The organism is Paenibacillus phyllosphaerae (genome assembly GCF_014192105.1).
GTDB lineage: Bacteria > Bacillota > Bacilli > Paenibacillales > Paenibacillaceae > Paenibacillus_Z > Paenibacillus_Z phyllosphaerae.
Genome location: NZ_JACHXK010000001.1, coordinates 855,771 through 869,180, shown reverse-complemented (window position 1 = coordinate 869,180; position 13,410 = coordinate 855,771). Strand labels below are relative to the sequence as shown.

At 54.3% G+C, this 13,410-nt stretch carries 12 protein-coding genes and 1 other annotated feature; of the genes, 11 read left to right on the top strand and 1 reads right to left on the bottom strand.

Going from position 1 to position 13,410, the window contains the following annotated elements; all coding sequences use genetic code 11:
- The first annotated feature begins 94 nt into the window (after positions 1–94).
- A complete protein-coding gene (locus FHS18_RS03550; protein ID WP_183597014.1) occupies positions 95–478 on the top strand; it encodes a VOC family protein in 384 nt (127 codons plus the stop codon).
- Positions 479–626: 148 nt separating this feature from the next.
- Entirely contained in the window at positions 627–1,049 is a 423-nt protein-coding gene (locus FHS18_RS03545) for a hypothetical protein (RefSeq protein ID WP_183597012.1), read from the top strand.
- 130 nt (positions 1,050–1,179) lie between these two features.
- Here FHS18_RS03545 and FHS18_RS03540 read toward each other — a convergent pair whose 3' ends face one another.
- Positions 1,180–1,650 (bottom strand): GNAT family N-acetyltransferase, encoded by a 471-nt coding sequence (locus FHS18_RS03540; RefSeq protein ID WP_183597010.1) that lies wholly within the window; start codon positions 1,648–1,650, stop codon positions 1,180–1,182.
- Between the two features lie 598 nt (positions 1,651–2,248).
- On the opposite strand from FHS18_RS03540, the gene ilvB reads away from it, so the two are divergent.
- The 9 genes from ilvB (at position 2,249) to FHS18_RS03495 (ending at position 13,330) form a co-directional block, all read left to right on the top strand.
- Complete coding sequence (gene ilvB, locus FHS18_RS03535; RefSeq protein WP_183597008.1) at positions 2,249–3,994, top strand: biosynthetic-type acetolactate synthase large subunit; 1,746 nt, start codon at positions 2,249–2,251, stop codon at positions 3,992–3,994.
- On the top strand, positions 3,994–4,479 hold the full coding sequence (gene ilvN, locus FHS18_RS03530) for an acetolactate synthase small subunit (protein ID WP_183597006.1): 486 nt from the start codon (positions 3,994–3,996) through the stop codon (positions 4,477–4,479). Before ilvB ends, ilvN begins: the two co-directional genes overlap by 1 nt.
- A 177-nt stretch (positions 4,480–4,656) precedes the next feature.
- Positions 4,657–5,649: a ketol-acid reductoisomerase gene (gene ilvC / locus FHS18_RS03525; RefSeq protein ID WP_183597004.1), complete on the top strand. Its 993-nt coding sequence runs from the start codon at positions 4,657–4,659 to the stop codon at positions 5,647–5,649.
- 155 nt (positions 5,650–5,804) lie between these two features.
- Positions 5,805–6,057, top strand: a binding site (T-box leader).
- A 92-nt stretch (positions 6,058–6,149) separates the two neighbouring features.
- Positions 6,150–7,811, top strand: a complete 1,662-nt coding sequence (gene leuA / locus FHS18_RS03520; protein WP_183597002.1) for a 2-isopropylmalate synthase — start codon at positions 6,150–6,152, stop codon at positions 7,809–7,811.
- A gap of 302 nt (positions 7,812–8,113) precedes the next feature.
- Positions 8,114–9,538, top strand: coding sequence for a sensor histidine kinase (locus FHS18_RS03515; RefSeq protein ID WP_183596999.1), 1,425 nt, complete (start codon positions 8,114–8,116; stop codon positions 9,536–9,538).
- A complete protein-coding gene (locus FHS18_RS03510) occupies positions 9,510–10,178 on the top strand; it encodes a response regulator (RefSeq protein WP_343060377.1) in 669 nt (222 codons plus the stop codon). Before FHS18_RS03515 ends, FHS18_RS03510 begins: the two co-directional genes overlap by 29 nt.
- Positions 10,179–10,799: 621 nt before the next feature.
- Positions 10,800–11,879 (top strand): 3-isopropylmalate dehydrogenase, encoded by a 1,080-nt coding sequence (gene leuB / locus FHS18_RS03505; protein ID WP_183596997.1) that lies wholly within the window; start codon positions 10,800–10,802, stop codon positions 11,877–11,879.
- A gap of 138 nt (positions 11,880–12,017) precedes the next feature.
- Entirely contained in the window at positions 12,018–12,566 is a 549-nt protein-coding gene (locus FHS18_RS03500) for a peroxiredoxin (RefSeq protein WP_183596995.1), read from the top strand.
- 338 nt (positions 12,567–12,904) lie between these two features.
- Positions 12,905–13,330, top strand: coding sequence for a hypothetical protein (locus tag FHS18_RS03495; protein ID WP_183596993.1), 426 nt, complete (start codon positions 12,905–12,907; stop codon positions 13,328–13,330).
- Positions 13,331–13,410 lie beyond the last annotated feature (80 nt).

Sequence of the window (13,410 nt, the reverse complement as noted above, 5' to 3'; positions counted from 1 at the left end):
CGTCCGCGCGCGATAGGGACCGGGCCGGAGCTTTTTCCGGGGCGCCGTTGCGGTTAGAATAGGGTATAGACGATGGACAGAGGAGGCTACTACGATGATTACCCATATAGGCTTGCATCATGCGAGCGTGATCGTGACCGATCTTGCAAGGGCCAAGCAATTCTATGAGCAGGTGCTCGGCCTTAAGGAGATGGAGCGGCCGGCATTCGATTTCCCCGGGGCGTGGTATGCGGTCGGCGAGACCGGCCATCAGCTGCATCTGATCGTGCACGATGGCCAGACGAAGCGTAACGGCGGGATCGATACGCGGGATGGGCATTTTGCCATCCGGGTCGCAAGCTATGAGGAGACGATCGCATGGCTTGCGAAGCATGGGATCGAGCATAAGGCCAAGCCGGACAGTATAACGGGATTTGCTCAGATCTTCGTCCTGGACCCGGACCGTAACATCATCGAGCTGAATGCCAGCATCCGCTGATAGGTGACTGTTCGCGGGACAAAGATACAAACCAGATCGCGCCGCAATGAATAGGATAGAGGACAACTAAGCTTGCGCTTATCCGCTTAAGAGGATGGCACGTTAGCGACTTAGCTTAGCTCTATCACATCCTAGGAGGGATTCTTCCATGCAGCGCGTTACCCAAGAGCAGGTCCGCAAACTCGTTGGCAAAACGGTGTATGCCATGCGTAAAGACGGCTCCGTCGCTACAGGCAAACTCGTCCGCGTCTCGAATAATAAACTTATCCTTAAGCCGGTCGGAGCAGACAAAGGGAAGAAAGTCAAAACGAAAGCGATTCTCCCGCTTGTCCTGTTTGACTTGCTTGCTATCGGGACGCTCCCGTATTGGGGAGGCGGTTTCGGCGGCGGCTTCGGCGGTGGATTCGGCCCAGGCTTCGGTCCCGGATTCGGATATGGTCCTGAATTCGCAGGCGGCTTCGACGGTCCTTGCTGTGGTCCTGGCCCAGGATTCGGTCCAGGGGTAGGCCCAGGTTTCGGCGGTCCGATAGGTCCTTACGGTCCTTACGGAGGCTACCCGGGCATTTTCTAGTTTGACGACGATCATTGGTTTGCGTTCCAGGGGTAGGAATGCAGCATTGATCGAAAGTAGATGGGTTTGCGTTCCAGGGGTAGGAATGCAGCATTGATCGAAAGTAGATTGGTTTGCGTTCCAGGAGGGATCAAGTGGCGGAATTAAGCCTCTTCACCATTTCGTAGCAGCGGATTTGGGCGTAGTAGCGCACGGTCGCAAAACCGAGCTTGCGGTATAGCCGGTGGGCCTTGTCATTGCCTTCGTCCACGAAGAGGCGGGCAGCTGTGCAATTGTTGGAGCGGCCGTACGCCTCGCCGTGGGACATGAGCAGGCGGCCCCATTGTTTGCCCCGGTGATCCGGGTGGACGGCGAGCATGTCGTATTGGAGGATGTCACCGATGATGTACAGGTGAAGGAATCCGAGCGGCATGCTCGTTTTTTTGTGCGAAATAACGAAAGTGACGCCTTCCCGCAGCCGTTTGGGTAATTCGCGGATCGTTTGGGTATCCTTAGGATTGGCTGTATGGGACAGCGGCATCAGCTCGGTGCGGATAAGCCGGATAATTTCTTTATCGTCCGTTCGGGGACGACGTCGGCGGATCAGGGCGATGGCATTCATCCCGCTTTCTTAAAATATAGAAATTAATAAGTTTCACGCTTATGAATCATCCTCTATTTCCTCGGAATGAAGCGCGCCAGCGCCGCCAGAGGACGGCGTTAGCCGTTTCACCTTGGTAGGATGCTGTATCGTATGTGGATAAGCGGGTTGCGGTGCAAGTTAGGCAATAAGCACTTTTTCGAATTGCGAGAAAACGACTCCTTGACGAACCTGTATGGGGAGTATATAATCATCAACAAGCTAATAATTACATCTGCAATGATGAGGACGAAGTGTTAAGGGCTCTTTTGCTCAGAGAGCGGACGGATTTGCTGCAACCGTCGCCAAAATCCCTTTCCAACGAGCTCACCTCGGAGCTGTTTCCCTGAAAAGGCATCGCGCCGCATTAGGGGAAATCGTGAGGCACGCGTTAATGTGCCAAGTATGATCAGGAGCGATCGGTCGCTTACTGACGTACTTATTGAGGTTATTCTTCGCGAGGAGAATAACAAACCTGGGTGGTACCACGGAGGCTATAACCTTCCGTCCCTAGTTGTCTTATTCGAAGGCAGCTGGCGGCGGAAGGTTTTTTTGTTTTTCATAGAAGGGAGGACGACTGATGGTCGCGCAAAATGCAACGTTAAAGTCGAAAGAAGAAATCATCGAGAAGCTGAAGAAGCCTGAAGTTATTTCGGGTTCGGAGATTCTGCTTCGCAGCTTGGTGTTAGAAGGTGTGGAGTGTGTGTTCGGCTATCCAGGCGGCGCGGTGTTGTACATTTATGACGCGATGCACGGGTTCTCTGATTTTAATCACGTCCTGACTCGTCACGAACAAGGCGCTATCCATGCAGCCGACGGCTATGCACGCGCAAGCGGCAAGGTCGGCGTTTGTATCGCGACATCCGGTCCGGGGGCGACAAACCTGGTCACGGGGATCGCGACGGCGTACATGGATTCCGTACCGATGGTCGTTATTACAGGCAACGTAGCTACGACGCTGATCGGCACGGACGCTTTCCAAGAGGCGGACATTACCGGCATCACGATGCCGATTACGAAGCACAGTTACCTGGTGCGCAAGGCAGCTGACCTGCCGCGCGTTATCCATGAGGCATTCCACCTTGCGAACACGGGTCGCAAAGGACCGGTCCTGATCGATATTCCGAAGGACGTATCCGCTGAACTGACGATGTTCCAACCGGTAACCGAAGTGAACCTTCGCGGCTACAATCCGACGGTAACGCCGAAGAAACCGCAGATCGACAAGATGATCAAGGCGATCGAAGAAGCGGAGCGCCCTGTCGTATTGGCAGGCGGAGGCGTCGTTTACTCCGGCGGTCATGAGGAACTGTTCGAGTTCATTACGAAATCCGGTATCCCGATCACGACAACATTGCTGGGCCTTGGCGCATTCCCAAGCGGCAACGAGCTGTGGATGGGCATGCCAGGCATGCATGGCACTTGGACGGCGAATATGGCAATTCAGAACTCGGACCTGTTGATCAGCATCGGCGCACGTTTCGATGACCGTGTAACAGGTAAGCTGAAAGGATTTGCGCCGCATGCGAAGATCGTCCATATCGACATCGATCCTGCTGAGATCGGCAAGAACGTACCGACGGACATCCCGATCGTCGGCGATGTGAAGACGGCGCTGCAGATCGCGAACAAGGACGTCAAGTGGGCGGCCAAAGCGGACGCATGGCGCGAGAAGATCGCAACTTGGAAGGCGGAGAAGCCATACAGCTATACTGATTCCGATACCGAGCTTAAGCCGCAATGGGTCGTGGAGATGATCCACGAAGAGACCAAAGGCGAAGCGATCGTAACGACTGACGTTGGCCAGCATCAGATGTGGGCTGCTCAGTACTACAAGTTCAACCAACCGCGTTCGTGGGTTACTTCCGGCGGTCTCGGCACGATGGGTTTCGGCTTCCCGTCCGCGATCGGCGCGCAGATGGCGCATCCGGAACGCACGGTCGTATCGATCAACGGCGACGGCGGCATGCAGATGTGTGCGCAAGAGCTTGCGATCTGTGCGATCAACAACATTCCGGTCAAAGTGGCGATCCTGAACAACCAGGTGCTCGGCATGGTTCGCCAATGGCAGGAGCTGATCTACGACAACCGTTACAGCCATATCGACCTGGCCGGCAGCCCGGACTTCGTTAAGCTGGCTGAAGCATACGGCGTCAAAGGCTTCCGCGCCTCGAACAAAGAAGAAGCGCGTGCGGCTTGGATCGAAGCGATGAATCACCCGGGTCCGGCTGTCGTCGAGTTCGTCGTCCGTAAGGGAGAGAACGTATACCCGATGGTTACGCAGGGCTCCACGATCGACCAGATGTTAATGGGGGATGAAGAATAATGAAGCACACGATTGCCGTTCTTGTGAATGACCAGCCCGGCGTCCTGCAGCGCGTATCCGGCCTGTTCGGCCGCCGTGGCTTCAATATTGAGAGCATTACCGTCGGGGCGAGCGAGGAATCTGGCTTGTCCCGGATGGTAATCGTCACGACGGGCGACGAGAATACGCTCGAGCAGATTACGAAGCAATTGTACAAACTTATCGATGTCATCAAAGTCATCGACCTGAGCGCGAACCCGATGGTTGCCCGCGAGCTTGCGCTTATCAAGGTGAACGCCGAGCCGGCCTCGCGTCCGGAGATTCTGGGGGTCGTCGAGACTTTCCGCGCCTCCGTCGTCGATATCGGCACGAGCACGCTGATGGTACAGGTTGTCGGTGACACGGAGAAAATCGACGCAATGGTCGAGCTCCTCAAGCCGTACGGCATCCGCGAATTGTCGCGCACCGGCGTAACGGCGATGACACGCGGTAACGTAAGAGGGTAAGATTGCGGCACGCAGCACAAGTCCATTAGTAACGTCCAGTTCATCATAATCAGCTTATATACCCGTTTGGGCGGGGGTTAAAGCGGGGAAGACAAGCTCTGCGCAAGGGCGTCAAGGACAAGGCTTCCCCCTTCAACACCCGCTCAAAAGGGTCAAATAAAAGGAGGCATTCTTCTCATGGCAGTTACTCTCTACTACGAAAAAGACGCAGATCAAGGCGTTCTGCAAGGCAAAACAATCGCGGTTATCGGTTACGGCTCCCAAGGTCACGCACAAGCGCAAAACCTGCGTGACAGCGGTCTGAAAGTAGTTATTGGTCTTCGTGCGGGTAAATCTGCCGAGAAAGCGAAGAATGATGGTTTCGAAGTACTTTCCGTCGGCGAAGCGGTTAAAGTGGCTGACGTGGTACAAATTCTGATGCCGGACGAGACGCAAGCGAAAGTCTACGCAGAAGAAATCGAGCCAAACCTGAAGCAAGGCGCAGCTCTCATGTTCTCCCACGGCTTCAACGTGCACTACGGCCAAATCGTGCCGCGCAAAGACACAGACGTATTGCTCGTAGCTCCAAAATCCCCAGGCCACATGGTACGTCGTACGTACGTTGAAGGCTTCGGCGTTCCTGGTCTGATCGCAATCGAGCAAGACGCTACTGGCAATGCGCAAGCAATCGGCCTTGCATACGCTAAAGGCATCGGCTGTACACGTGCAGGGGTTATCGAAACTTCGTTCCGCGAAGAGACAGAAACCGATCTGTTCGGCGAACAAGCTGTCCTTTGCGGCGGCGCGAGCGCACTGGTTAAAGCAGGCTTCGAAACATTGGTTGAAGCAGGCTACGCGCCAGAGATGGCTTACTTCGAGTGCTTGCACGAGCTGAAGCTGATCGTTGACCTGATGTATGAAGGCGGACTTGCGACTATGCGCGATTCCATCTCCAACACTGCGGAATATGGCGACTATGTAACTGGTCCTCGTATCGTTACCGACGAGACGAAGAAAGCGATGAAAGCGGTTCTGGACGACATCCAATCCGGCCGTTTCGCACGCGACTTCATCCTCGAGAACCAATCCAACCGTGCGATGCTGACAGCTACTCGCCGTCGCGAATCCGAACACCAACTGGAGCAAGTGGGCTCCCAGCTGCGTGAACTGATGCACTGGATCAAGAAATAAGCCAGCATTAACGTAATGACGGCCCCTGTGCGTCCTTAACCGGTAGTACGGGGGCTGTTTTTTCTTCCTCACGTTGTGAATTTCTGTCTCTTGGGTGAATATACTAACAAGGGATATTGACAAGATGAATGCGATGGATTAAATTATGAGAATATTAAAATATGTCGATAAGGACCAGTACGATTGTATGGACGCTCAGAGAGCTGTTGGTTGGTGCGAAACAGCCGTCTTGTAGAATCGGAAACTCACCTTGGAGTAGCTCGCTGAACTTGCAGTAAGCGGAGCCGGAGCCTAACCGTTACAGTAGGAGGATGCAGGAATTCCCTGCTCCGCTAAGCGCATATCCGCCCCGAACGGATATGAAGTAGAGTGGTACCGCGTAAGATATCGATGTCTTTCGTCTCTAGTATTGGAGATGAAGGGCTTTTTTGCGTTGTTAATAACATATTTCATCTCACCTTGCGATAAACAACACTTTGACGAGAAAGAAGGTCGTTTGCATGAAGAATGTGGAAAAGTACGCCAGAGGATATTTTATGCCGCCGGCACAGAGCCTCAAATGGACGCAGAAGGAATACATTTCGGAAGCCCCGATCTGGTGCAGCGTCGATCTTCGCGACGGTAACCAGGCGCTGATCGTGCCGATGAACCTCGAAGAGAAGCTGGAATACTTCAAGCTGCTCGTGGCGATCGGCTTCAAGGAGATCGAAGTCGGCTTCCCTGCCGCTTCGGAGACGGAGTTCACGTTCCTGCGGACGCTGATCGAGCAGAACCTCATTCCGGACGACGTCACGATCCAAGTGCTGACCCAATCCCGCGAACATATTATCCGCAAGACGTTCGAATCGCTGCGCGGCGCGAAGAAAGCGGTCGTTCACCTGTACAATTCCACATCGGTGGCACAGCGGGAACAAGTCTTCCGCAAGTCCAAGGAAGAGATTATCGATATCGCACTGACAGGCGCTAAGCTGCTGAAAGAATGCGCGGAAGAGACGGAAGGCAACTTCCAGTTCCAATATTCGCCGGAGAGCTTCAGCGGCACGGAAGTGGAGTTCGCCCTTGAGATCTGTAACGCCGTGCTCGACGTATGGCAGCCGACGGCAGCCAATCCGGTCATCATCAACCTGCCTGCGACGGTATCCATGTCGATGCCGCATGTGTACGCGAGCCAGATCGAGTACATGAGCGATAACATGAAACACCGCGAGAATGTAATCATTTCGCTGCATCCGCACAACGACCGCGGCACAGGCGTAGCCGACGCGGAGCTAGGCATGCTGGCCGGCGCGCAGCGCGTAGAAGGCACGCTGTTCGGCAACGGCGAGCGGACGGGTAACGTCGACATCGTGACGCTGGCGCTGAACATGTACTCGCACGGGGTGAACCCGAACCTGAATCTGGAGAACATCCCGTACATTATCTCGGTCTACGAGCGTCTGACCAAGATGCGCGTCAGCGAGAGACATCCTTACGGCGGCGAGCTGGTCTTCACCGCGTTCTCCGGTTCCCATCAGGATGCGATCGCCAAGGGGATGAAGTGGCGCGAAGAGAAGGAGCCGAAGCATTGGTCCGTGCCTTATCTGCTCATCGATCCGAAGGACATCGGCCGCGAGTACGAAGGCGACATCATCCGCATCAACAGCCAATCCGGCAAAGGCGGCATCGGGTACATTTTGCAGCAGAAATATGGTCTGGATCTGCCGGCCAAGATGCGCGAGCACTTCGGCTATTGCGTCAAGAACGTGTCCGACCATCAGCAAAAAGAGCTCGCCCCAGATGAAATCTACGACATCTTCGCCAAGGAATACGTCAACATCAAAGAGCCGGTCGAATTCATCAAGTACCGCTTCACCGACAATGATGACTTCCAGACGGTCGTTACGATTCGGACAAACGGCGAAGTACGGGAAATTACGGGCAGCGGCGACGGACGCCTCGACGCGATCAACAATGCGCTGCAGACGGAGTTCAACCTCGAATACGGCGATCTGGTCTACACCGAGCATGCGCTCGAGACCGGTTCCAAATCGCAAGCCGTCTCCTATATCGGCATTAAAGCGAAGAACGGTACCGTATACTGGGGCTGCGGCACGGACGTCGATATTATGACCTCCTCCGTGAAGGCATTGTTCAGCGCAGTGAACAAATTGACCCAAGGTTAGGTCTAGGAATGAAGGAGTCAGATCGAACGCCCGCCGATGCGCAGACGTCCGGTTTGGCTCCTTTTTTGAAATACAAGCATTTAAAAGCGGAATGCTGCATTCTCGGTCTTACGACCGAAAACGCAAACCAATCCGTAATAAGCGGAATGCTGCATTCTCGGTCTTACGACCGAAAACGCAAACCAATCCGTAATAAGCGGAATGCTGCATTCTCGGTCTTACGACCGAAAACGCAAACCAATCCGCTTCGTTCCCATGGTATAATGATGCAAAAAAGAGTGTGATGGCGGGGTAGAAAGCGGATGTTGTTTGTTTGGATTGCGTTATGGGTGACTTCGGCGCTGCTCGTCGCGACGAACCGGGGAAACGTAGCGGTGCGGTGGCTTAGCCTGCTGTCGCTGTGCGGCGGGACCGGCGCGCTTGCCGGGACGATGGAAGGGTGGATCGTAAGCGCCGTCGATGCCGGCGGGATGACGGCTGCGGATGAGCGGTTGGCACGAATCATTCAGCGGGGATGCTCCTGGTTGAGCTACTATGGGCTGCCTTACACCTTCTTATGTTTTGCGTCGGTCTATAATCGGGAGGCGCTGCGCGCTTGGATCGTCCGTTGGCTGCCGGTCGCAGCCCTGGCGCCGCCGCTCTTCATGCTGACGCTGCCGATCGAGACGGAAACGCCGGTCAATTTCGATATTCTCGCCATTTGGGCGCTGCCCTACTTCATCGCCGGCGCGGTATTGCTGCTCCGCAAACGGGGGATGAATCCGGCTGAACGCAGAGCGCATCTGGTCGTCACGGCAGCCGTACTGCCGGCGCTGCTCATCGCGATGACGATGAACTATGGCATGCCGCTGTTCGGCGTCTATCGGATGTGGCGTTACAATGTATGGCCGATTACGATCGCCTTCCTTATTTTTATAATCGCCTTGTTTAATTTTGGCTTTTTGGGTGTACAGCTGTTTATTGAGCGGCGGAGAATGGACTATTCCTTGCGCGCCATCACGAGCGGAACCGCGATGCTCAACCATGCGATCAAGAACGATATCGGCAAGATCAAGCTGTTCTCCGACAAAATCGAACGGTCCGCGGAAGGCGAGCAGCTCGGCGAACTGCGCGAAGATATCCGGGTTATCGCCAATGCGGCGCAGCATATTGAAGCGATGATCCGCAGCGTGCATGACCGGACGCAGGAACTGCGCTTGCAGCCGCAGCGGTACGCGCTTGCCGGCCTTGTCTCGCAGCAGCTTGCCTCGCTTGCGCCGGTGATCGAAGGGCGAATCCGGTTGCGCACGAAGCTCGATCCCGACGCCGAAGCGGTATGCGATGCCGCGCAGACGCTCGAAGCGATCGGCAATGTGCTCAGCAACGCGGTTGAAGCGATGCCGCAAGGCGGGGAGCTCTACGTCGAAGTGCGCAGCAGTAAGCGCGGGAGTACCATTGAGGTGCGCGATACCGGCATCGGCATCGAGAAGCGGGAGCTGCGCAAGGTGGTCGAGCCTTTCTATACGACCAAGAGCGGCAAACAGATGAACTTCGGACTTGGGCTTGCCTATTGCTATCAGCTGATGAATCGCCAAGGGGGCGAGCTGCGTCTGGAGAGCGAGCGGGGCAAAGGGACGAAGGTGCTGTTTCATTTTCCGAAGATTAAGGGGAATAAGGCGGCTCAGCAGCCGATTGTGAAGAGCCAACAGGAGGGCAACCATGGATCCCATGCAGAACGAACGGATTAAAATAATGGTCGTCGAGGACGATCCGGACTGGCGGCGCGGGCTCGTCGCCTATTTGAACAATGAAGCGGACTTAACGGTCATCGCGCAGACCGATGCCCCGGGTGATGCGCTTGCGCTCGCGCTTCAGGCCAAGCCGGATGTCATCCTGCTCGACATTATGATGGCGGATAGTCCGGAAGGACTTAAGCTGGCCGGCGAGCTGCCGCAGGCAACCGGCGCGCGGGTCATCATGCTGACCTCGATGGAGGACAAGGCATTCGTCGTCGAGGCGTTCCGCGCCGGAGCGGTGAACTATCTCGTCAAATCGGACTTTACCGCGATCCCGGCTGCCGTTCGTCAAGCCGCGGCAGACCGGTCGGCGATCGACGGCGCGGCGGCTCAGCTGATGCTCGCCGAGTTCCGCCGGCTCAAGTCGGTCGAGCAAGAGTACGAGACCGACAAGTTCAAACGAATGGTCACGCCAGCCGAGGTGCAGCTGCTCTCGATGATCCACGAAGGGTACAGCCAATCCCAAATCGCGGAAAAATCCTTCTTGTCTCTGCGGACGGTGAAGAATCACGTCAACAATATTCTTCGCAAAATCGGAGCGAAAAGCAGTAAAGACGCAGCGCAGCAGGCAAAGGATAAGGGCTTGTTCTAGGATAGTTAAAGCTAATTAAAGTTAGTTAAAGGTATAGACAAGGTCTGGATGACATCCAGACCTTTTGTATTTTTGTGTGGGAAAGAGAGAGCCTGACAAAGAAGTAAAGCGTGTCCACGGTAGTGGACGTCAAGCGAGGGTAGGCACGGAGAAGCGTACCCGGCGCAAACGTACCAGGTCTGCTCCGCAAGGCATCAACGTAACGAACGGAGCTCAAACAAAAGCTTTGTCCCGCTAACTGGAATGGAGCATACCTGAATGCGACCCATCCCAATAAGGGACAACGCGGGCCTCGCTCGAAAGGACAAATCGAAGACGGCCGCGTCCCGTGTCACGCCATTTACGGGTGTCCTCAGAGTTTTCCGGACGGAAAACTCACTTCGGAAGCATAAGCTTGGGCCGTGGCCCTCTGGTTCTCCTCCGTTGGAGGGGGAAGGGGGAGGCAGAAATAATGGTTTATTACATTATCCTATAAAAATGATAGCTTTTATATCTTTGTCTAACGTACCCGATTATGGTACAACTGATAACAGAATGAGAATTCGTGATTATAACCCCGCATGCCGCGCAATCACGCGCACATTGGCAGCGGAATGAACCTAGAGGGAGCTGTGTACAATAATGGCTGACGTGAAGAAAATTGCTGTCATCGCAGGTGACGGAATCGGTCCGGAAGTAGTTGGCGAAGCACTGAAAGTATTGAAGAAAACCGAGGAACTCTTCGGCTACCAATTCGAGACGGAGCACGGCCTGTTCGGCGGCATCGCGATCGACGAGAAAGGCACTCCGCTGCCGCAAGAAACATTGGATATCTGTAAATCCGCTGACGCGGTACTGCTCGGTGCTGTCGGCGGTCCAAAATGGGATAACAACCCGAAAGAACTTCGTCCGGAAACGGGCCTGCTCGGCATTCGTAAAGCGCTTGGCCTCTTCTCCAACATCCGCCCGGCGAACGTATTCGATTGCCTGAAGGAAGCTTCCACGCTGAAACCGGAAGTACTCGAAGGCACTGACCTGATCGTCGTTCGCGAACTGACAGGCGGCATCTACTTCGGCGAGAAATTCCGCCGCGAAGGCGCGCAAGGCGAAGAAGCGGTAGATACTTGCGTCTACAACGTGGTCGAGGTTGAGCGTATCGTGCGCCAAGCGTTCGAAATCGCGCAAACCCGCCGCAAGAAGCTCGCTTCGGTCGACAAAGCGAACGTACTCGAGACATCCCGCCTGTGGCGTGAAGTCGTAAACCGCATCGCGCCTGAGTATCCGGAAGTTGAGCTCGAGCATGTATTGGTCGACAACTGCGCAATGCAGCTGCTCCGCCGCCCATCGAGCTTCGACGTTATCGTTACGGAGAACATGTTCGGCGATATCTTGAGCGACGAAGCCGCGATGCTGACAGGTTCGATCGGCATGCTGTCCTCCGCATCGCTGGGTGAAGGAAGCTTCGGCCTGTATGAGCCGGTACACGGTTCCGCGCCGGACATCGCTGGACAAGGCATCTCCAACCCGATCGCGACAATCTTGTCCGTAGCGCTTATGTTCCGTCTGACATTTGGGTATCATGAAGCAGCGCAACTGATTGAAGACGCGGTGAAGAACGTGCTGGATGCAGGCCATCGCACGGGCGATATCGCAGTCGACAAGAGCAAAGCAATCGGTACAACCGAGATGGGCGATCTGATCGTTGCCGCTATGGTAAAATAATCGTAGATTAAAATCATTACAGTTAAAAAGTCGTTTTCATGTTGACTCTATTTTAATCTAATGCTACTATTTATTCGTAAGTCACGTTTGTGACCGTTGTTTAAATAGAGAACCCATACTGAGGAGGTAGTGTTTCACATGACACAACGTCTTGTAGGTCGTCCGGCTCCAGACTTCGCAATGGAGACTGTTTCCGGTGACGGCAAAACTTTTGGTAAAGCTTCCCTTTCCGATTACAAAGGCAAATGGCTCGTACTGTTCTTCTATCCGCTGGACTTTACGTTCGTCTGCCCAACTGAAATCACTGCACTGAGCGACGCTGCTCCTCAATTCTCCGAGCTCGACACTGAGATCCTCGGCGTATCCGTAGACAGCATCCACAGCCACCGTGCATGGATCAACACGCCAGTTGCCGACAACGGCCTGGGCCAACTGCAATTCCCGCTTGCTGCTGACCTCACGAAGACAGTTGCTCGCGACTACGGCGTTCTGATCGAAGAAGAAGGCGTTGCACTGCGCGGCCTGTTCATCATCGATCCAGAAGGCGAACTGAAATACCAAGTCGTAAACCATAACGATGTAGGCCGCAGCGTAGAAGAGACTCTTCGCGTTCTGCAAGCTCTGCAATCCGGCGGTCTGTGCCCAATGAACTGGAAACCAGGCGACAAGCACCTGGTTGCTCAATAATATACGTACATCTACGAATCGCAGTCGGTGCAAGCGGAATTCCAATCAGGTTGATTGCGAATTCATGCCAGACACCAGAAGAACCCGGCGTCCTCCCAAGGATACCGGGTTTTTCCGTTTTTATAGCGTCGCAAGAAAGCAGGAATTACGCCTGCAGGGAGCGAATACCTTAAAAGAAGCGAAGAGGAAAGCTTAAAGATTGCTGTGGAAATGTCGATATAGATAGAGAGCCGCTTAATAGGCTAGTCTGACCCTAATGGACACGTAGCAGTCTTTTTCTATGGCGATAGAGGATTCAATCTTGAACAGATAGATGGATAAATAGGAGGAGAACGGACATGAGCTTTTGTTGTGGCGCAAGCATGATTGGGACGAACGGCACGTTGAAACACTTCCGGACTCATATTCATAATGTTCCTATTCTTTTTTGTCCGGTATGCCACCGGGTTGAGATTCATCACGGAATCGAGAACGAATACGAGATTCTCGCGGAATACGCGCATGGCGACGGTGCCTCCGAGGTGGATTTCCTGGAGTATGTGGAGCAAGACGGCACTGTATTGTTTGAAAATTGTGTAAATAACGAGAACGAGGATCCGATCGATGTGGTAACGAACCAGATCGATATGGCGCTGGATCTGCTCAGCTTTGCTTCCCAGATCGGGGATGAGGCTTGGAGCCAGGAGCTGAAGAAGCGTCTCAACGTACTCGTTCAACGCAAGATGAAGCTGCGGCAGCGGCGGACTTCGGAAGGTTATTGTTAAGTATTCAAGCCTCCTTATAATTAAGGAGGCTTTCCTTTTTTCGTTAATATACGTACCCCCTCAATACAACCACGGGATGC